The organism is Pseudomonas sp. NFX98 (genome assembly GCF_047784845.1).
Classification (GTDB): Bacteria; Pseudomonadota; Gammaproteobacteria; order Pseudomonadales; family Pseudomonadaceae; genus Aquipseudomonas.
On the sequence record NZ_JBLNNF010000009.1, the window covers coordinates 107,339 to 124,847 of the forward strand.

Annotated in this window: 15 protein-coding genes; 10 read left to right on the plus strand and 5 right to left on the minus strand. The window is 61.4% G+C overall.

The features are described from left to right. Positions 1 to 90 precede the first annotated feature (90 nt). Complete coding sequence (locus ACM110_RS13990; protein ID WP_416128207.1) at positions 91 to 2,889, plus strand: ATP-binding protein; 2,799 nt, start codon at positions 91 to 93, stop codon at positions 2,887 to 2,889. On the opposite strand, the gene ACM110_RS13995 is transcribed toward ACM110_RS13990, so the two are convergent. Both ACM110_RS13995 and ACM110_RS14000 read right to left on the minus strand, forming a co-directional pair. Next, entirely contained in the window at positions 2,866 to 4,338 is a 1,473-nt protein-coding gene (locus ACM110_RS13995; RefSeq protein ID WP_416128208.1) for an ATP-binding protein, read from the minus strand. The genes ACM110_RS13990 and ACM110_RS13995 overlap by 24 nt on opposite strands. Before the next feature lie 160 nt (positions 4,339 to 4,498). After that, complete coding sequence (locus ACM110_RS14000; protein WP_416128209.1) at positions 4,499 to 5,449, minus strand: GlxA family transcriptional regulator; 951 nt, start codon at positions 5,447 to 5,449, stop codon at positions 4,499 to 4,501. A gap of 304 nt (positions 5,450 to 5,753) precedes the next feature. On the opposite strand from ACM110_RS14000, the gene ACM110_RS14005 reads away from it, so the two are divergent. Continuing rightward, a complete protein-coding gene (locus ACM110_RS14005; protein WP_416128210.1) occupies positions 5,754 to 6,476 on the plus strand; it encodes a pirin family protein in 723 nt (240 codons plus the stop codon). A 92-nt stretch (positions 6,477 to 6,568) separates the two neighbouring features. Here ACM110_RS14005 and ACM110_RS14010 read toward each other — a convergent pair whose 3' ends face one another. After that, positions 6,569 to 7,444: a LysR family transcriptional regulator gene (locus ACM110_RS14010; RefSeq protein WP_416128211.1), complete on the minus strand. Its 876-nt coding sequence runs from the start codon at positions 7,442 to 7,444 to the stop codon at positions 6,569 to 6,571. A 113-nt stretch (positions 7,445 to 7,557) separates the two neighbouring features. Here ACM110_RS14010 and ACM110_RS14015 point away from each other — a divergent pair, with 113 nt between their 5' ends. From ACM110_RS14015 to ACM110_RS14025, 3 genes are all read left to right on the plus strand, one after another. Then, positions 7,558 to 8,769: a YbfB/YjiJ family MFS transporter gene (locus tag ACM110_RS14015; protein WP_416128212.1), complete on the plus strand. Its 1,212-nt coding sequence runs from the start codon at positions 7,558 to 7,560 to the stop codon at positions 8,767 to 8,769. Between the two features lie 147 nt (positions 8,770 to 8,916). Next, positions 8,917 to 9,915 carry an NAD(P)H-quinone oxidoreductase gene (locus ACM110_RS14020; RefSeq protein ID WP_416128213.1) on the plus strand — a complete coding sequence of 333 codons (999 nt, stop codon included), beginning with the start codon at positions 8,917 to 8,919 and terminating at the stop codon, positions 9,913 to 9,915. Positions 9,916 to 9,996: 81 nt separating this feature from the next. Further along, positions 9,997 to 10,950 (plus strand): alpha/beta hydrolase, encoded by a 954-nt coding sequence (locus ACM110_RS14025; protein ID WP_416128214.1) that lies wholly within the window; start codon positions 9,997 to 9,999, stop codon positions 10,948 to 10,950. 3 nt (positions 10,951 to 10,953) lie between these two features. On the opposite strand, the gene ACM110_RS14030 is transcribed toward ACM110_RS14025, so the two are convergent. Beyond that, the gene (locus ACM110_RS14030) at positions 10,954 to 12,768 is read right to left on the minus strand and encodes an ABC transporter ATP-binding protein (RefSeq protein ID WP_416128215.1); all 1,815 of its coding nucleotides are present in this window, start codon (positions 12,766 to 12,768) and stop codon (positions 10,954 to 10,956) included. Next, positions 12,765 to 13,805, minus strand: a complete 1,041-nt coding sequence (locus ACM110_RS14035) for an AraC family transcriptional regulator (protein ID WP_416128216.1) — start codon at positions 13,803 to 13,805, stop codon at positions 12,765 to 12,767. Before ACM110_RS14035 ends, ACM110_RS14030 begins: the two co-directional genes overlap by 4 nt. Positions 13,806 to 13,971: 166 nt before the next feature. Between ACM110_RS14035 and ACM110_RS14040 the strand changes: the two genes are divergently transcribed. The 5 genes from ACM110_RS14040 to ACM110_RS14060 all read left to right on the plus strand — a co-directional run bounded on the left by ACM110_RS14040 (position 13,972) and on the right by ACM110_RS14060 (position 16,910). Continuing rightward, positions 13,972 to 14,823, plus strand: coding sequence for a 3-hydroxybutyryl-CoA dehydrogenase (locus ACM110_RS14040; protein ID WP_338585951.1), 852 nt, complete (start codon positions 13,972 to 13,974; stop codon positions 14,821 to 14,823). Continuing rightward, positions 14,810 to 15,469: a TetR/AcrR family transcriptional regulator gene (locus ACM110_RS14045; protein WP_416128217.1), complete on the plus strand. Its 660-nt coding sequence runs from the start codon at positions 14,810 to 14,812 to the stop codon at positions 15,467 to 15,469. Before ACM110_RS14040 ends, ACM110_RS14045 begins: the two co-directional genes overlap by 14 nt. A gap of 87 nt (positions 15,470 to 15,556) precedes the next feature. Then, on the plus strand, positions 15,557 to 15,970 hold the full coding sequence (locus tag ACM110_RS14050; protein ID WP_416128218.1) for a VOC family protein: 414 nt from the start codon (positions 15,557 to 15,559) through the stop codon (positions 15,968 to 15,970). Positions 15,971 to 16,111: 141 nt separating this feature from the next. After that, positions 16,112 to 16,534, plus strand: a complete 423-nt coding sequence (locus tag ACM110_RS14055; protein ID WP_416128219.1) for a hypothetical protein — start codon at positions 16,112 to 16,114, stop codon at positions 16,532 to 16,534. Between the two features lie 169 nt (positions 16,535 to 16,703). Then, positions 16,704 to 16,910 carry a hypothetical protein gene (locus tag ACM110_RS14060; RefSeq protein ID WP_416128220.1) on the plus strand — a complete coding sequence of 69 codons (207 nt, stop codon included), beginning with the start codon at positions 16,704 to 16,706 and terminating at the stop codon, positions 16,908 to 16,910. Positions 16,911 to 17,509 lie beyond the last annotated feature (599 nt).

The window sequence follows — 17,509 nt, forward strand, 5'->3', positions numbered from 1 at the left end:
GTCAGCCGGCCACTGCATTGCGCTCGGTAAAAAACCTGAGGAACATGCGCGAAAACCGCGATCCAGACGGATGCAACCAGGAGTGACCCGTTGACCCTTGCCCTCGAACAGGCTGTGCATTTCGGCCCCTACAGGATCTACCCCGGACAGCGCCTGGTGATGGAGGCCGACCAGCCCCTGCGCCTGGGTCGACGGGCCATGGACATCCTGTTGATCCTGCTGGAACACGCCGGGAACGTGGTCAGCAAGCAGCAACTGATCGCCGAAGTCTGGCCTGACAGCGTAGTCGAAGAAATCAACCTGCGGGTGCACATGGCGGCCCTGCGCAAGGCTCTCGGCGACGGCCAGGCCGGGCAGCGCTACATCGTCACCGTGGCCCAGCGCGGTTACAGCTTTGTCGCGCCTTACTCGCTGGAACACGTCGAACAGCACCCGGCAGGCGACCCGATTGAATCGAACGGTCACAACCTGCCCGTGCGTCATACCCGGCTGATCGGCCGCCAGGCGCTGGTCGACAATCTGGTGACGCAACTGCCGCGCCAGCGCTTCATCACCCTGGTCGGCCCAGGCGGCATCGGCAAGACTACCGTGGCCCTGCGCGTCGCTGAACAACTGATCGGCCGCTACCGCGACGGCATTCGCCTGCTGGACCTGGCGCCGATCAACGATCCGATGATGATCAGCGGTCACTTGGCTACGCTGCTGGGCCTGTCTCTGCACGGCAACGAACCGCTGAGTGGACTCGCCCTGTTCCTGCGCGAGCGACAGCTGCTGCTGGTCATCGATAATTGCGAACACCTGATCGACAGCGTGGCGCTGCTGTGTGAAAACCTGCTGCGTGGCGCGCCGCACGTGCACATTCTGGCCACCAGCCGTGAGAGCCTGCGGGCCGAGGGCGAATTCGTTCAGCGTCTGGAATCGCTGGACTGCCCTCCTCCGATTGCCGTGCTGGACCGCGCCCAGGCCTTGAGTTTTTCCGCGTTGCAGTTGTTCGTTGAGCGAGCCATGGCCAGTCATGACAGCTTCGAACTGCACGATGCCCAATTACCGCTGCTGATCGACATCTGCCGGCGCCTCGACGGGATTCCGCTGGCGCTGGAACTGGCCGCCGCGCAAGTCGCCAGCCTTGGCCTCGACGGTTTGCTCGCGCAACTGCATGACAGTTTTCGCCTGCTCACCCACAGCAGCCAGACGACCCTCGCCCGCCATCAAACGCTGCACGCCACGCTGGACTGGAGCTTCGAACTGCTCAACGCCTGCGAACAGACCTGCTTGCGCCGACTGGGCGTGTTCCGCGGTGGCTTTACCCTGGCGTCAGCCGCTGCGGTGATCGTCGGCGAACACATCGAGCCCGGCGAGGTGTTTGGTTCGATCACGCAACTGGTGGCCAAATCCCTGTTGAGCGTGGACGTTGGCGACGAAGACGTGTTCTACCGCCTGCTCGACACCACGCGCAGCTATGCCCTGGAAAAACTCGAACAGGCCACCGAACTGCCCGGCACCCGGGAACGCCACGCCCAGCGTTGCCTGACGCTGATGCAGCAAGCGCAACACGATTGGGAGTTGATTCCGACAGCGCTGTGGATCGAGCGTTATGCCCGAGGCCTGGAGGACATTCGCGCGGCCCTCGATTGGGGCTTGAATGCGCGGGGACCGCAGGCGCTGGCGATCCAGCTGACGGCGGCCTCCACACCGCTGTGGCAAGAACTGTCATTGCTTCGCGAACACGGTGGTTACGTGCGCAAGGCCCTGGCCCTGCTCGATTCGGCCGCCGAGCCTTGCCCGCGTTTGAAAATGTCCCTGAAACTGGCCCTCGGCAGTGCCTGCTACCACTCCCAGGGCGGCAGCGCTGAAACCATCGGCGCTTTCGTCACCGCCAGAACCCTGGCCAAAGAGTGCAATGACGTGGTCGGCGAACTGCGCGCCGTCTCCGGGCACATGGCGGTCAACCTCAGCTGCGGCCATTATCAAATGGCACTGGAACAGAGCCAGCAATTCGACCGTTTGGGCCTGCATGGCGACCCGGTGCTGTCGCTGAGCACCCATCGTCTGCGGGTGCTGGCCCTGCATTTTGCCGGGGATCAGCAACGCGCCCGGCTCAATGCCGAAGAAGTGATCCAGCGCATGGCCCACAGCGGCCATCTCAACCGTTTCACCCACGGCTTTGGCGTGCAATACGACCAGAGCGTCGCCGCCCTGACCATCCTCGCGCGCATCCTCTGGCTGCGCGGCCAACCGGAACAGGCCTGGCGCACGGCCCGCCAGGCATTGGACGTTGCCCTGCAGATCAACCATGGCACCTCGATCTGCTACACCCTGGCGCTCGCGGGTTGCCTGATCGCCCACTACAACGGCAATACCCGCACTGCCCGCGAATTGTTGCAGTTGCTGCTGGAGCAGGCACAGAAACACTCGGTGCAGTTGTTCTACAACTGGGCGCAACACTACGCGCAGGTCATTGATCGTGCCGCTGCGCCGCGCCATCCGGGAGTCGGCCTGATCAAGGAAATCATGGTCACGCTGGATACCGCGTTCGTCGATGATGATCTGCTGCAACGCGCCGACAGCGGCGCCGCCGGCTGGAGCACCGCAGAGATTCTGCGGGCTCGCGCCGATGTGTTATTGGCTGCCGATTGCCCGGTAAAAAACTGCGTCGCCGAAACCGTGCTGATCAAGGCAATCAACGTGGCGAAATCCCAGGGCGCACTGGCCTGGGAACTGCGCAGCGCCACTTCGCTGGCGCGACTTTGGCAGCGTCAGGGCCGCTACCGCCAGGCCCATACGCTACTGGCGCCGATCTACCAGCGCTTCACCGAAGGTCATGCCACGCCCGACTTGAAGGCCGTATGGCGCTTGCTTGATGAGTTACAAAGCGACGTGCCGGTCTGACGGTCGCTGCGTATGGCTGATGTAACCGGCGTAGCGCATTTCAATCGTGCGCAAAGCGCCACTGTGTTCGAGTTTTTCCAGGGCATAATTGCGCGTGGTGTTAAGGAAGCGGAACCGACTCACGCCGTTGCCTTGCTCCAGTGACAACAGCGACTTGAGCACAAGACTGTCCATCACGCGGGTCAGGTTCGCGGGCAGCAATGTGGCGCAACTGACCACGCCCATCGCCGCGTCCAGGGTGAACGCCGACTTGAACACCGCCAGACGCTGCAACACGGTTTGCTCAGCCGGGCTCAGCCGTTCGTAGCTCCAGTCGAGAGCGGCCTTGAGGGTCTGGTGTCGCGGGACGGCCGTGCGCCGACCCTGGGTCAGCAGTTGAAAACAGTTGTCCAGTTGCGCTTGCAACCCCACCAGCGCCAGCGCATCGATCTGCGCCGCCGCCAGCTCGATCGCCAGGGGCAAACCATCGAGCCGTCGACAGATTTCGCGTACAGCCTTGAGGTCCTGTTCGCGCAGAGCAAACCCTTGCTGACGGGCCCGGGCGCGGCTGACGAACAGCTGCACCGCCGAATACCCCATGAACTCGTCGATGCTGCGTAACGCCGAGACGGGCGGCACCACCAGCGGCGGCAACGGCAGGAGTGTTTCGCCGGTCGCCCGCAGCGGCTCGCGGCTGGTGACCAGAATCGACAAGCGTGGCGCCGAGGCCAGCAGCGCTTCGATCAGGGTCCGGCAGCGTTCCAGCAAGTGTTCGCAGTTATCGAGGATCAGCAGCGCATGCCATTGCCCGAGCGCCTCCAGGGTGGTGCCGACGTTCAATCCCAGGGTGCGCGTCAGATGATCGACCAACTGCGCAGGGTCATCGATCGTGGCCAGGTCCACCAGCCATACGCCGTCGCGATAATGCTGTAACAGCAATTCGCCGACCCGCAGCGCGACGGTGGTCTTGCCGATGCCGCACGGCCCGACCAGCGTCATGAAGCGCCGTACCGGCAACTGGCGCACGAGACTGCCGACCAGCGCATCGCGCCCGGTGACCGGGGTCAGCCGCGCCGGCAGGTTGTGTTGGGGTTTGTGCAGGTTTTCGAGCGAGATCGGCGTGAGCTCCGATGCCTGCTGTACCGGCGCGACAAAGCTGTAACCGCGCTGGGGAATGTTGACGATGTAGCAATGGCCGTTCTGCCCGTCGCGAAAGGCCCGCCGCAGGGCGGCAATGTGCACCCGCAGGTTGATCTCCTCGACCACCGAGCGCGGCCAGACCTGTGCGATCAGTTCCTCTTTGCTGACCACCGAGCCCGCGTGCTCGACCAGCACCTGCAAGATATCCAGCGCCCTTCCGCCCAGCCGCAGCGGTTGATCGCCTTCCAGAACCAGTCGCTGATTCAGGTGGAATGCGTAGGGGCCGAAGCGCAGCACCGTGTCGCTGTGTAAGTCTCTAATGCTGTTCATGCACGTTCACCCGCCGGGAGCCTGCTCGGCACGCGAGTCCATCCAGGCTCCGTACCTTCCTTGCAATGAGTTCTCGGCTATCTTGGCAGGCCTCGGTGACGGTACAACTGCCACGGGGGGAGCGTACCGGCCATAACGGTGCGCACAACGGCCAAGGGCGCTAGCTGAACTGCTCGCGGTACTGGGTCGGGGTCAGGCCGAGTTTTTCACTGAACAAAAAGCGCATATGCCGCACGCTGCCGAAGCCGCTCTTGAAGGCCACGGTCTTGAGTGGCAACTCCGTTGTTTCCAGCAGGTTGCGGGCGCTATCGATGCGCGCACTTTGCAGGAACTCCATGGGCGTCATGCCCACTTCACGGGCGAAGACCCTGGCGAAGTGACGCGGGCTCATCGCAGCCAGACCTGCCATGCGTTCGATGCCGAAGGTTTCGTCGAGGCGTTCGAGCACATGGTTCTGCACCCGGGTGATCGCCGTTTCGTGAGGCGCCACCGCCGCCATCAACGGACTGAACTGCGCCTGGCCACCCTGGCGTTTCATCACCACCAACAATACTTTCGCCACGTCCTGGGCGACTTTCTTGCCATGGTCCCGGGCGACCACCGACAACGCCAGGTCGATCCCGGCCGTGACGCCGCCGGAGGTGATCAGGTTGCGGTCCTGAATGAAAATCTGGTCAGTCTCGACGGTGGCCGTCGGGAACGCCTTGATCAGCCGCTCGGTGTAATGCCAGTGCGTGGTCACGCGATAGCCGTCGAGCAACCCCGCATGCCCCAACACGAAGGCCCCGGTGCAGATCGAGCCATATCCGGCGGACCGGCCGACGTTGTGCCTGAGCCAGTCGAGCAGCGGCGGATGGTTTTCGTTGTAGGCACCGGGACCACCGGGCACCAGCAACAGGTCATAGCCGTCGCAGGCCTGATCGATGTGCACATCGGCATGCACGCTCACCCCGTTGGACGCCCGCAGCGCACCGGGCTCGGTGCCGATGGTCGACAGCACATAGTGATCGTCGGGTTTCAGGTAACGGTTGGCGATGGAAAACACCTCCATCGGCCCGGCCATGTCGAGCAGGAGGAAGTTGGGGAACAGCACCATTGCCACGGTTTTCATGGGTTGGACATCACTGGAATCATAAGAAAAGAACCTCGGTCCCTGTAGGAGCCGAGCTTGCTCGCGATAGCGGTTTCACATCCACCATCTCCACTAAATTCAAGACCGCTATCGCGAGCAAGCTCAGCTCCTACAAGTTTTGCATGCTGAGCATTATGTCCAAATGCGCGATCAACGTCGTCCGCCCATTACTGTCAACTTGAACGAGACAGTATTTCAATTTTCATCTACTTATTGCACCAACCAGTAACCATTAACCTTCTCCTCACTCGGACGAATCAACGTCCCCGCAGGAGAATCCATCATGCTGACCCTTCGCAAAGCTTCTGATCGTGGCATGGCCAACCATGGCTGGTTGAAGTCGTTCCACACCTTTTCCTTCGCCAACTACCGCAACCCGAAAGAACAGGGTTTTTCCGACCTGCTGGTGATCAACGATGACCGCGTCGCCGCCGGCAAAGGTTTCGGCCAGCACCCGCACCGCGACATGGAGATTTTTTCCTATGTGCTCGAAGGTGCGCTGGAACACAAGGACACCCTGGGCACCGGCTCGGTGATCCGTCCCGGCGACGTGCAGTTGATGAGTGCCGGCAGTGGCGTGGCGCACAGTGAATACAACCACTCGGACAAACGCCCGGTGCACTTCCTGCAAATCTGGATCGTGCCGGAAGTCAGTGGCGCCAAACCTCGCTATCAGCAAGAGCACTTCAGCACGCAGAAAAAACGCGGTCGCCTGCAACTGATCATCTCGCCCGACGGCGCCAAGGGTTCGCTGAAGGTTCGTCAGGATGCACGGGTATATGCCGCCCTGATCGACGGCAAGGAAAGCGCCACCCTGGAACTGGCCGCCGACCGCTACGCCTACGTGCATGTGGCGCGGGGCAGTGTCGAACTCAACGGCCAGCCGTTGCAGGAAGGCGATGGTGTGCGGGTTCGCAAGGAACAGGTGCTGACGTTGAGCAACGGTGTGGATGCCGAAGTGTTGGTGTTCGACCTGCGCCCGCAAGAGTTGCCGGAAATGCCGTAACCGAAAAGATCGCAGCCTCGCTTCGCTCGACAGCTCCTACAGGTTCTCACCAATTTTTGTAGGAGCTGTCGAGTGAAACGAGGCTGCGATCTTTATTCACCGGTACCGGAAAACCCCGCCACAATCTCGTCAATCACCGCTCGCACCCTCGCGGTATGCCGCAGGTCCGCATGGGTCACCAGCCACACGTCATACGGCATCGGTCGCGTACGTTCCGGCCACAGCCTGACCAGCCCGTCCCTCTCCCCCACGTATAGCGGAATCTCCCCGATTCCGATCCCCGCAGCAATGGACCGTCGCACCAGCAAACTGGAACTCAGGCTCGAAACAATCCGCCCGCGCCCCAGCGACTCGCCGACCAGCGTCATGTCCTTGCCACTTTGCAAATACGGCTGATACACCACCAGATCATGCCCATCGAACGCCGATCCGGGTTCCGGGATGCCATGCGCGTCGACGTAGGCTTGCGAAGCAAACAAACCCAACGGCCAACGAGCGATCCGCCGGGCGATCAGGTCCGGGTTTTCCGGCCGGGTATTGCGCACCGCGATGTCGGCCTCGCGCTTGGCCAGGCTGAGGATTTGCGTCGAGGCGTCCAGTTGCACTCGCACGTCCGGGTGTTGCTGATGTAGACGGGCGATGGCCGGGATCAGGAAGTCGATCGCCAGTGAGTCAGTGGTGGTGACGCGCACGGTGCCCGTCAACCGATCATCCAGCCCCTGAATACGTCGCTCCAGCTCCAGCGCCGAATGCTCCATTTTCTCCACGGCTTTCAACGCCGCTTCACCGACAGCCGTCAGTGCATAACCCTCGGAAGTACGCAAAAACAGCGTCGCGTTCAACGACTTTTCCAGCGCAGTGATGCGCCGACCGACCGTCGCCTGATCCACCCCCAGTACCCGTGCCGCCCCCCTGAGCGTCGACTCGCGACACACCGCCAGAAACACCCGTGCGTCATCCCAATTCATAGGGTTCTCCAAGTGATGCATATACGCATCACGATAGCGCGAAATCGCTGCGTTATTGCAACGCGAGATCTGGATAAGCTGAGGGCCAGAGAAATTCCTACAGGAGAGCGTTCATGCTCAGCCCCTCCACTAATTCAAGCCAAGGGATCTGGCTGCCGATCTTTGCCGGCCTGTGCGCCAGTCTGGTCAGTATCGGCCTGGCGCGTTTTGCCTACACGCCGTTGATTCCCTCGCTGATCCAGGCCCACTGGTTTTCCGCCAGCGACGTGGTGTACCTCGGCGCCGCCAACCTGGTGGGTTACTTGATCGGCGCGCTGATCGGTCATCCACTGGCGCGACGCACGTCTAACACAACCGCATTGCGTCTGATGATGCTCGCCGTGACGCTGGCGTTTTTCGCTTGTGCCTTTCCGCTGTCGGTGAGCTGGTTTTTCGGCTGGCGTCTGCTGTCCGGCATTGCCGGTGGCGCGATCATGGTGCTGGTGGCGGCAACGGTACTGCCCCACGTTCCGGCGTCGCGCAAAGGGCTGGCCAGTGGTGCGATCTTTCTCGGGATCGGGCTGGGCATCGCCGGGTCGGGGACGATCGTGCCACCGCTGCTGAGCCTTGGCTTGCAGCAAACCTGGCTTGGCCTTGGCGTCCTCGCGCTAATCCTGACGGCAGTAAGCTGGTTCGGCTGGCCGTCAGCAGCGAGCCATACAACGACGACGCTCGCCGATGCCACGCCGACGTCGATCAACCCGAAGGTCTACCTGCTGTTTGCCCAATACGCGCTCATGGCGGCCGGACTAGTGCCAGCCATGGTGTTCCTGGTGGATTACGTGGCCCGTGGGCTCGGTGCCGGGCAACACATCGGCGGCCTGATCTGGGTGATGTATGGGCTCGGCGCCATTCTCGGGCCGGTGAGCTACGGCTTTTTGGCCGATCGACTGGGGGCACAGATGAGCATTCGCCTGGTGCTGGTGGTGCAAGCCATTGCCCTCGGCCTGCTGTCGATTTGCAGCGCTTTCGCGGCGCTGGCATTGCTGGCGGTGATCCTCGGCTCGTTCCCGCCAGGCATCGTGCCGCTGGGGTTGGCCCGGGTTCATGAACTGATCCCCGAACATCATCAACAACAGATCGCCTGGAGCCGCGCCACCGTATCGTTCGCCACTTTCCAGGCCATCGCCGGGTTCGCCTACTCGGCGCTGTTCAACGCCAGCGGCGGGCATCATGGATTGATGTTTGTGATTGCGGCGGGGGCGATCGTGGTGGCGCTGTTGCTGGAGTTGGCGGTGCGTTTGCCGGTCCGTCGTAATCCACTCATTGCGATGAGCCACCCTTGAAGATCAAAAGATCGCAGCCTTCGGCAGCTCCTACTGGGATACGCATTCCATGTAGGAGCTGTCGAGTGAAACGAGGCTGCGATCTTTTGATTCTGCGCGCCAAGGCGCGGTCCCATTTATCGAACACTTTGCGCAGAGGTATATGAAATGAGTTTGCCTAAAACCATGATCCAGATCGAAATCACCCAACCCGGTGCCCCCGAAGTTCTGCAACCGCGTCAGGTGCCCGTACCCACGGCGGGTGCCGGTGAAGTGCTGATTCGCGTGCACGCCGCCGGGGTCAATCGCCCGGATGTGCTGCAACGCGCCGGTAAATATCCGATGAAACCCGGCATGAACCCGATCCCGGGGCTGGAAGTGGCCGGTGAAGTGGTGGCCGTCGGCGCCGGTGTCATTGACTTCGTCGTCGGCGACAAAGTCTGTGCGCTGACCAATGGCGGCGGGTACGCGCAGTATTGCGTGGTTCCGGCCAGCCAGACGTTGCCGATTCCCACAGGCATGGACTGGGTACAGGCTGCGGCAATTCCGGAGACGTTCTTCACCGTATGGGCCAACCTGTTCGAAATGGGCGGCGCACGCAAAGGTCTGCGTGCGTTGATTCACGGTGGCACCAGCGGCATCGGCACCACCGCGCTGATGCTCTGCCGCGAGTTCGGCATCGAGGCCTTCGCAACCGCGGGCAGCGCAGACAAATGTGCAGTGATTGGCCAACTGGGGGCCGAAGCGATCAATTACCGCGAGCAGGACTTCGCCCAGGTCATTGCGGAAAAAACCGCGGGCCGCGGCGTCGATGTCGTGCTCGACATCATGGGCGGTTCGTACCTGAATCAGAATATCGCGGCATTGGGCATGGAAGGTCGGCTGGTGATGCTGGGGTTCCTCGGCGGCGCGGTGGCCAAGGACGTCGACCTGCTGGCGATCATGGCCAAACGCGCCATCGTCACCGGCTCACTGCTGCGCTCGCGCACCCGCGAAGAAAAAGCCGCGATCGCGCAACAGCTGCGCGAGCACGTATGGCCGGTGCTAGCTGCCGGTCGCTGCCTGCCGATGATCGACAAGGTGTACCCGCTTGCCGATGCAGCGCTGGCCCATACGCGAATGGAGGCCGGCGATCACATCGGCAAGATTGTGTTACGAGTGGGCTGATCCCACAGGTCGAAATTATTCCCGGACCAAACACACATCTGCTAAAACGCGAACTTAATGTCTGTGCCCATGGATCACCCGATGCCCTCTGCCCTTCTCACTCGTCTGCGTCGACGCTGGCTGTCGCTGCTGTGCATGGCCGCGCTGGTCGTCGGCCTGCCTGTGAGTTGCGGCGCGCTCAAGTACAAGGAACGCGAGTTGCTGTTCCGCATCGAACCGGGCACGGCCGGCTGGTATCGCGGCTTGCCGCAGGATGTTCAGGAGTTCGACATCAAGCCTGCCGATTTCAAGGCCGGACAGAACCTGCATGCCTGGTGGTGGCCGGCGGCGCGTAAAGATGCGCCGTCGATTCTCTATCTGCACGGTGTGCGCTGGAACCTCACCGGCCAGGCCTTCCGCATCGAGCAGTTACGCGCCATGGGCTATTCGGTGTTGGCGATCGACTATCGAGGCTTCGGCCAGAGCAAAGGCGATCTGCCGTCAGAAGCCAGCGTCTACGAAGACGCCCGGGCGGCGTGGGAGCGTTTCACCGTGATGCAACCGGACGCCGGCAAACGCTTGATCTACGGCCACTCATTGGGTGGCGCGGTGGCCATCGATCTGGCGGCAGATCTGGCCGTCCAAGCGAAAAAGGAGCACGTCCCGGTGCCCGTACGCGGTCTGGTGATCGAGTCCACCTTTACCTCGCTGGGCGATGCCGTGGCGGAAGTGGCCGGCAACAACCTGCCGGTGAACTGGCTGCCGGTGCGCTGGTTGCTGTCGCAGAAATTCGATTCCATCGACAAGATCGTCGACATCGACATGCCGTTACTGGTGGTCCATGGCCTGGCTGATCCGTTCATGCCATCGCGGTTCAGCCAGCAATTGTTCAATGCCGCCAACCAACCGAAACGCCTGTTGCTGATCCCCGGTGGGACGCACAACAACAGCATGAGCCTGGGCGGTACTCAGTATCGCCAGGCACTGGAAGGCTTGATGCGGGCAAAACCGCAGATTGCCGGACCGACGATCTCACAGGATTCCCAGGAATCCTGAGGCCTAGCGATAACCCCGCGCCTGCAAGTCGAACAACTGTGCATAACGTCCACCGGCCGCGACCAGCGTGTCATGATCGCCGCGCTCAAGGATCGCGCCCTGATCCAGCACAATGATGTGATCGGCGTTGCGCACGCTGGAAAAACGATGGGAGATCAGCAGGGTCATGCGGTCCCGTGTGTGTTGGCTGAAATGCTCGAACACGGCCGCTTCCGCCGCCGGGTCGAGCGCCGAGGTCGGCTCGTCGAGAATCAGGATATCGGCGTTGCGACGCATGTAGGCGCGGGACAGTGCGATCTTCTGCCACTGCCCGCCGGACAGTTCCTGCCCCCCGGCAAACCAGCGCCCCAGTTGCGTGGCATATCCGCGATCCAGACGCTCGATGAAAGGCGCGGCCATGCCTTCGGCGGCCGCTTGCTGCCAGCGCTGCACATCGTTGAACGCCAGCGTGTCGCCGACACCGATGTTTTCGCCGACAGAAAACTGGTAGCGAATGTAATCCTGGAAAATCACGCCGATCCGCCGCCGCAACGCGTCTTCGTCCCACGCCTGCAGATCGCTGCCGTCGAGCAGAATGCGCCCCTGATCGGGACGGTATAACCGGGTCAGCAGCTTGATCAGCGTGGTCTTGCCCGAACCGTTCTCCCCTACCAGCGCCACACTGTGCCCCGGTACAAGGTGCAGATCGATACCTTCCAGCGCAGCGCGGCTAGCGCCCGGATAACGGAAACCGACGTTCTCGAAACGCAGGCCATCGCCGGGAACCGCACCGACGGTGAGATGGCCGGTGTCGGCCACTACGGGTTCGGCCAGGTACTCATACAGGCTGGACAGGTAGAGACCATCCTCATAAAGCCCACTGATGGCGCTGAGGCTGCTGCTCACCGCCGTCTGACCCTGTTTGAACAGCACCAGGTACATGGTCATCTGGCCCAGGGTGATGCTGCCGTGCACCGTATCGACCACCACCCACGCATACGCCAGATAAAACGCCGAGGTGCCCAACAGACCCAGAACAAAACCCCAGCCATCGCGGCGCAAGGTCAGCCGCCGGTCCTCGGCATACAGTCGGGCGAACGTGTCGCGATAGCGCTGCAACAACAGCGGCGCAAACCCGAACAGCTTGACCTCCTTGATGTAACCCTCATGGGAGAGCAGCGTCTCGATGTAAGTCTGCTGCCGACTCTCCGGTGCACGACGGGTGAACAGGCGAAAGGCATCCCCGGAAAAGTGTGCCTCGGCAAAAAATACCGGCAGCGCGCCGACCACCAGCAACACCAGCGCCCACGGCGAAAAATGCACCAGTAATACACCGAAGCTGATCAGCACGATCAGGTTCTGGATCAGCCCCAGCGACTTCATCACCAGCGCCAACGGCCGGGTGGAGGCCTCACGCCGTACCCGCACCAGCTTGTCGTAGAACTCGGAATTCTCGAACTGAACCAGCGATAGCGTCTGGGCCTTTTCCAGAATCATCGTGTTGACCTTCTGCCCCAACTGCACCCGTAACAGTGACTGCTGGACGGACAACGCACGCTGAGTGGCGGACAGCAACGCCAACACCCCCGCTTCAAACAACACGTAACGCACCACCGGCCACAACGGCGCACTGCCCTGCTGCGCGTGCAACTGCATGGCGAAGGCCACCGCGTCGACAATCCGCTGACCCAGCCATGCCGCCAACGCCGGCAGCACCCCGGCGATCAGGGTTGCCAGCACCAGGCCGAGGAACAACCCGCGGGACGTGCCCCAGACCAGCCGCAAGGCACGTCTCGCCTGATCGAGTAGCGTGGTGAAGCGCTCAAAAACCAGGCTCACGCCTCAGACTCCGCCAAAGGCTCGACTCGCGCCCCCTGAAACCGCGCCCGATACCGCCCCGGACTCTCCCCCGTCCACTTCTTGAACGCGCGATGAAACGCGCTCGGCTCCTGAAAGCCTAACTGCTCGGCGATGTCGCTGATGCTCGCGCGGCTTTCACGCAATTGCTCGAAGGCCACCGCGCGGCGTACTTCGTCCTTGATCTCCTGGTAGGAACAACCTTCACGTTCCAGTTTGCGGCGGAAGGTGCTGGGGCTCAGGTGTTGTTCGAGGGCGAAGGCCTGCAAGGTCGGCCAGTGGCTGTAATGGCTGTTGCGCAGGCGCTGATGGACTTGTGACGCCAGGCCGTGCTGGTTGCGGAAGCGGATCACCAGCCATTGCGGCGCGGTGCGCAGGAAGACTTTGAGCGAGGCCAGGTCCTGGACCACCGGCAGTCGCAGATAGTGACTGGCGAATTCGATTTCGGTGCGCTCGGCGCCGAAGGTCAGGTTCGGTCCCCACAACAAGCGGTCGTCGCTGAGGGACAGCCGCTCGTGGCGAAAGTCCGCGCGGTCGATGGGAATGCGCCGGCCACCGAGCCAGCACAACAAACTGATCATCAACACCAGGAACGTTTCTTCGCCGAAACGGCTGGCGTCATCGTCCGCCGCCTGACTGTCCAGGCTGATGACCGCTCGTTTACCACGCACGGTCAGCGTGCCGCGAAAGTCGCGCAGGAACAGGGCGAAGTTGGCCAGGCACTGGCGCATGGCTTTGTGCAGATCGGGTTCCTGGATCAGCGCGCGGCAAATCAGCGCGAATGCGCCTGGCGGCATGCCATGGGAGTCGAGCCCGAAGAATTCGTCGTTCAGTTCACGGATCTGGATCAGCCACAACGCCGCAAAGGCATTGGCCGGCACCCGCGCCGTGGGCTGCAGAATGAGTGCCGGATCGATGCCGGCCTGTTCCAGCACGGTCCGCACGCGCTGCGGATCGTCACCCATCCCGTGGATCATTGCCTGCACGAAGTAGGCGGCCACCGAGTCCTTTTCCCGCATGTGAACGCTACTCTCCCCGTCATTTGAAATGGCAAAAAACGCCAGTGCCGTTGAACAGTTTCGGCATAGGACAACCGCCCCGCCGGCTCTAGACTCGCGGCAATAGTACGCCTTCGGCCGCCAACTCGGCCAAGGTATCGCAGGGTTTGAGCGGAAGGACGGCAACATGAATCTGCAAAACATTGGCGTGATCGGCGCCGGCACCATGGGTAACGGGATTGCGCAGGTCTGCGCCCTGGCCGGTTTCAACGTGACCTTGCTCGATATCTCCGAGAGCGCGTTGCAAAAAGCCGTCGCCACCGTCGGCAAAAACCTCGATCGGCAGATCGCCAAGGACACCCTGACGCCCGAGCAGAAAAACGCCGCCCTCGACAAGATCCGCACCAGCACCGATTACAGCAGTTTGCACAACGCGCAACTGGTGATCGAAGCGGCCACCGAAAACCTCGAATTGAAGCTGCGGGTGCTGCAACAGATCGCCGCGCAGGTCAGCGCCGATTGCGTGATCGCTTCCAACACTTCTTCGCTGTCGATCACCCAACTCGCCGCCAGCGTCAGCCAGCCCGAGCGTTTCATCGGCTTGCACTTTTTCAACCCGGTGCCGGTGATGGGGTTGATCGAAGTCATTCGCGGCCTGCAAACCAGCGATGCCACCCACGCGTTGGCGCTGGACATGGCGACCACGCTGGGCAAGACCGCGATCACCGCCGGCAACCGTCCGGGGTTTGTGGTCAATCGGATTCTGGTGCCGATGATCAACGAAGCGATCCTGGTGTTTCAGGAAGGCCTGGCCAGCGCCGAAGACATCGACGCCGGCATGCGCCTGGGCTGCAACCAGCCGATCGGCCCGCTGGCACTGGCGGACCTGATCGGCCTCGACACCCTGCTGGCGATCATGCAAGCCTTCTACGACGGCTTCAACGACAGCAAATATCGCCCGGCGCCACTGCTCAAGGAAATGGTCGCCGCCGGTTACCTGGGTCGCAAATCGGGGCGCGGCTTCCATGCCTATGCCTGAGCGTTGTTCGCGTTTCGCCGAGTACCGGGACAAGGTGCTGGAGTTGTTTGCCAGCAAGGGTTTCGGTCAGGTCGGCATGCGTGAACTCGCCACGTGCCTGGGGCTTTCCCCGGGCTCGCTGTATCACCACTACCCAAGCAAACAGCACTTGCTGCTGGACCTGATCGAAGAGTTTTACGAAGAGCTGCTGGCCACTTTAGGGCGAATCGAAAAAAAGGCCCCGGCCAAACGCGATCGGCTTAACAACCTGATCCGCGCACACCTGAACCTGCACCGCGACATGCCGTGGCATTTTCGCCTGGTGGAACGCGACAGCGGCTGCCTGAATGAAGAGCAACAAGCTCGGGTCCGGCAATTGCGCGAGCAGTACGAACGCCGGTTGCTGGTGATGCTCGGCGCGCGCTCGCGCTTTAGTGATTCGGGGCAACTGGCGGCCGGCCATGCGATTGCTGCCCTGCTCAACAACGCACCCAGTTGGCTGACACCCCATGCGCTTGACGAACAAGAGCATGATGAACTGCTGGAAAATCTGGTGAGCGGTGCCATCGAACGCATGCTGGCGCCACGGCGTCCGAACGAAGCAATAAGCATTGCCCGGTCTATCGAAAAAACATCTAAAAAAACCCAAGCTCCCATCGCGATTTAGCGCTTTGCTGCCCAGTCAATCTCATCGGAATTCGCCCATGAACGCGGCGTCCAATCCGGTATGCCCTTCAATGACCGGGAGCAAACCATGAAAATCAATCCGTATCTCATCTTCAACGGCGACTGCCGCGCCGCCTTCACGTTTTACGAACATTGCCTGCAAGGCAAGCTGGAAGCGATGATGACGTTCGGCGAAACACCCGCCGCCGAGCATGTGCCGAAGGAACATCACAACCTGATCATTCACACCTGCCTGAAAGTTGGCGATCAGATGCTGATGGCTTCGGACACCACGCCCGACCGCCCGACCCCGGGCATGAGCGGCTGCTCGATCTCGCTGAATGTCGACAGCATCGCTGAAGCCGAGCGGGTGTTTAACGCGCTGTCGGACGGCGGCAACGTCGAGATGCCGCTGGAAGCCACTTTTTGGGCGGCACGCTTCGGCATGCTGGTTGACCGCTTCGGTGTCTCGTGGATGGTCAACTGTGAAAAGGATCAGTAAGAAGCCTTCCTGATCACCGATGTTAACCGCATGAAACAGCCCAATCTGTAAGGGTTGGGCTTTCTGGCAACTCCCGGGCTGTCTGCTACCGTCAACATGCCACCCGCCGTATAGCAGTGGATTGTCCGGAGGAATTCCAACATGCCAGTGTCCTGGTCTGCCCGTTTCAAATTATCGCTATTGGCTGGCGGGCTCACCGCCACCCTGCTCGCACTCAGTGGTTGCACGAGTATCGATGCCCAGACCACCGCCTACGTCGGCGTCGAACATCCGGCACCAACCCTGCCCAGCGAAGTCGTCGTGCTGCGCTCGGAACCCCTGCGACCGCATGTTCGATTGGGCGAAGTGCTGATTGACGCCAGTGTCGACCCCGCCCCGCCCATCACTGAGGTGGAAGCGAAACTGCGGGATGAAGCAGCCAAACTCGGCGGCGATGCCGTGGTGGTGGTCTATGACCATATCGGGCCGGTGGGCGCCTACCTCAACGGACCGCTGTGGGCTCGGGACGTGCAGACCATCAACGGTCGCAAGCTCAAGGGTATCGTCATCAAGTACCGGACTTAACCTTTCGTCGCAAACTGATCCGAGAGGCGCAATGCACCGCCATGTCTGGCTTACGGCTTGCACAGGCCGGACTAGCGGCCCCAGAACGACATAATTCTGACACGGCAGCACTTCAAACTAACGCTTAAGGACTCCAGCAGTACGCTTGGTCAGTCACCGGAGATGTAACGTGTCAACTCTCAATGAAATCGCAGCGAACCACGCGAGAATGGCCAAGGCAAAAGAAGTCGAGGCAACCGGGCTGAGTGAGCGACAGCTTCAGATAGTGGGTAGTTTTGAAATCCCGTGCCTGGAACCGCAACAACAGGTTCCGCTGCACCTGATTGCTGGCGCGCAGGAAAGCAATCTTGGGCAGGCTGTTGGTTTTATGATTTGAGGCCGTGACGGGGATCTGGCGGTTTCCCTCATTGCGCCTTAGTGGATTTATGCCTGACCTTCACAGGTGCCTGCTCTTTGATAAAAAAAGAGGAGATCGCTAGCTGCAAGGCAACGATAAAAATGAAAACCGGCTCGAGCGGCCACCGAAAATACAGAGCCGCGACCCAGCAAACCATCAGAACCGCGGCAGCGATGCGTCGCTGCCGTTTCGAAATCCGCTTCGAAACTTTTGCAACCCATGCGTTTGTCGCTATATGTGAGTTAGCAGCGGATTTGGCACCGACCAGGACCTTGCAAGAGATTCCGGGCTGACCGCTAGAAGCCGCGGCCGACGGATCTTTCGAGGGTTCAGCGGCACTCAATCGGTGCCAACTACCTGCAATATGGTTTGTCACCAAAACAGCAAGAAGTCGGGTGAATTTGCGGTCTGTTTGGCACTGCGGTTTGGGCCCAAAAACGTCGAATTTGGAGGTATAGGTCAGGCTCTCGGACGCGATGGTTTGATTCCAAATCGGCCCCTGGGCCTTGTGATCAAAGGGTCGTCAGAAGGCCCACAGCCCGTCAGCAATCAATTCGAATAGGATGCGACCTCCCCGC

Excerpts from the sequence above, each read along its gene's own strand:
- ACM110_RS14025 (WP_416128214.1), top strand. The coding sequence starts at position 9,997 with ATGCCCTCTGCCCTTCTCACTCGTCTGCGTCGACGCTGGCTGTCGCTG.
- ACM110_RS14055 (WP_416128219.1), top strand. The coding sequence starts at position 16,112 with ATGCCAGTGTCCTGGTCTGCCCGTTTCAAATTATCGCTATTGGCTGGC.
- ACM110_RS14050 (WP_416128218.1), top strand. The coding sequence starts at position 15,557 with ATGAAAATCAATCCGTATCTCATCTTCAACGGCGACTGCCGCGCCGCC.
- ACM110_RS14015 (WP_416128212.1), top strand. The coding sequence starts at position 7,558 with ATGCTCAGCCCCTCCACTAATTCAAGCCAAGGGATCTGGCTGCCGATC.
- ACM110_RS13995 (WP_416128208.1), bottom strand. The coding sequence starts at position 4,338 with ATGAACAGCATTAGAGACTTACACAGCGACACGGTGCTGCGCTTCGGC.
- ACM110_RS14020 (WP_416128213.1), top strand. The coding sequence starts at position 8,917 with ATGAGTTTGCCTAAAACCATGATCCAGATCGAAATCACCCAACCCGGT.
- ACM110_RS14000 (WP_416128209.1), bottom strand. The coding sequence starts at position 5,449 with ATGAAAACCGTGGCAATGGTGCTGTTCCCCAACTTCCTCCTGCTCGAC.
- ACM110_RS14045 (WP_416128217.1), top strand. The coding sequence starts at position 14,810 with ATGCCTATGCCTGAGCGTTGTTCGCGTTTCGCCGAGTACCGGGACAAG.
- ACM110_RS14035 (WP_416128216.1), bottom strand. The coding sequence starts at position 13,805 with ATGCGGGAAAAGGACTCGGTGGCCGCCTACTTCGTGCAGGCAATGATC.
- ACM110_RS14040 (WP_338585951.1), top strand. The coding sequence starts at position 13,972 with ATGAATCTGCAAAACATTGGCGTGATCGGCGCCGGCACCATGGGTAAC.
- ACM110_RS14010 (WP_416128211.1), bottom strand. The coding sequence starts at position 7,444 with ATGAATTGGGATGACGCACGGGTGTTTCTGGCGGTGTGTCGCGAGTCG.
- ACM110_RS14005 (WP_416128210.1), top strand. The coding sequence starts at position 5,754 with ATGCTGACCCTTCGCAAAGCTTCTGATCGTGGCATGGCCAACCATGGC.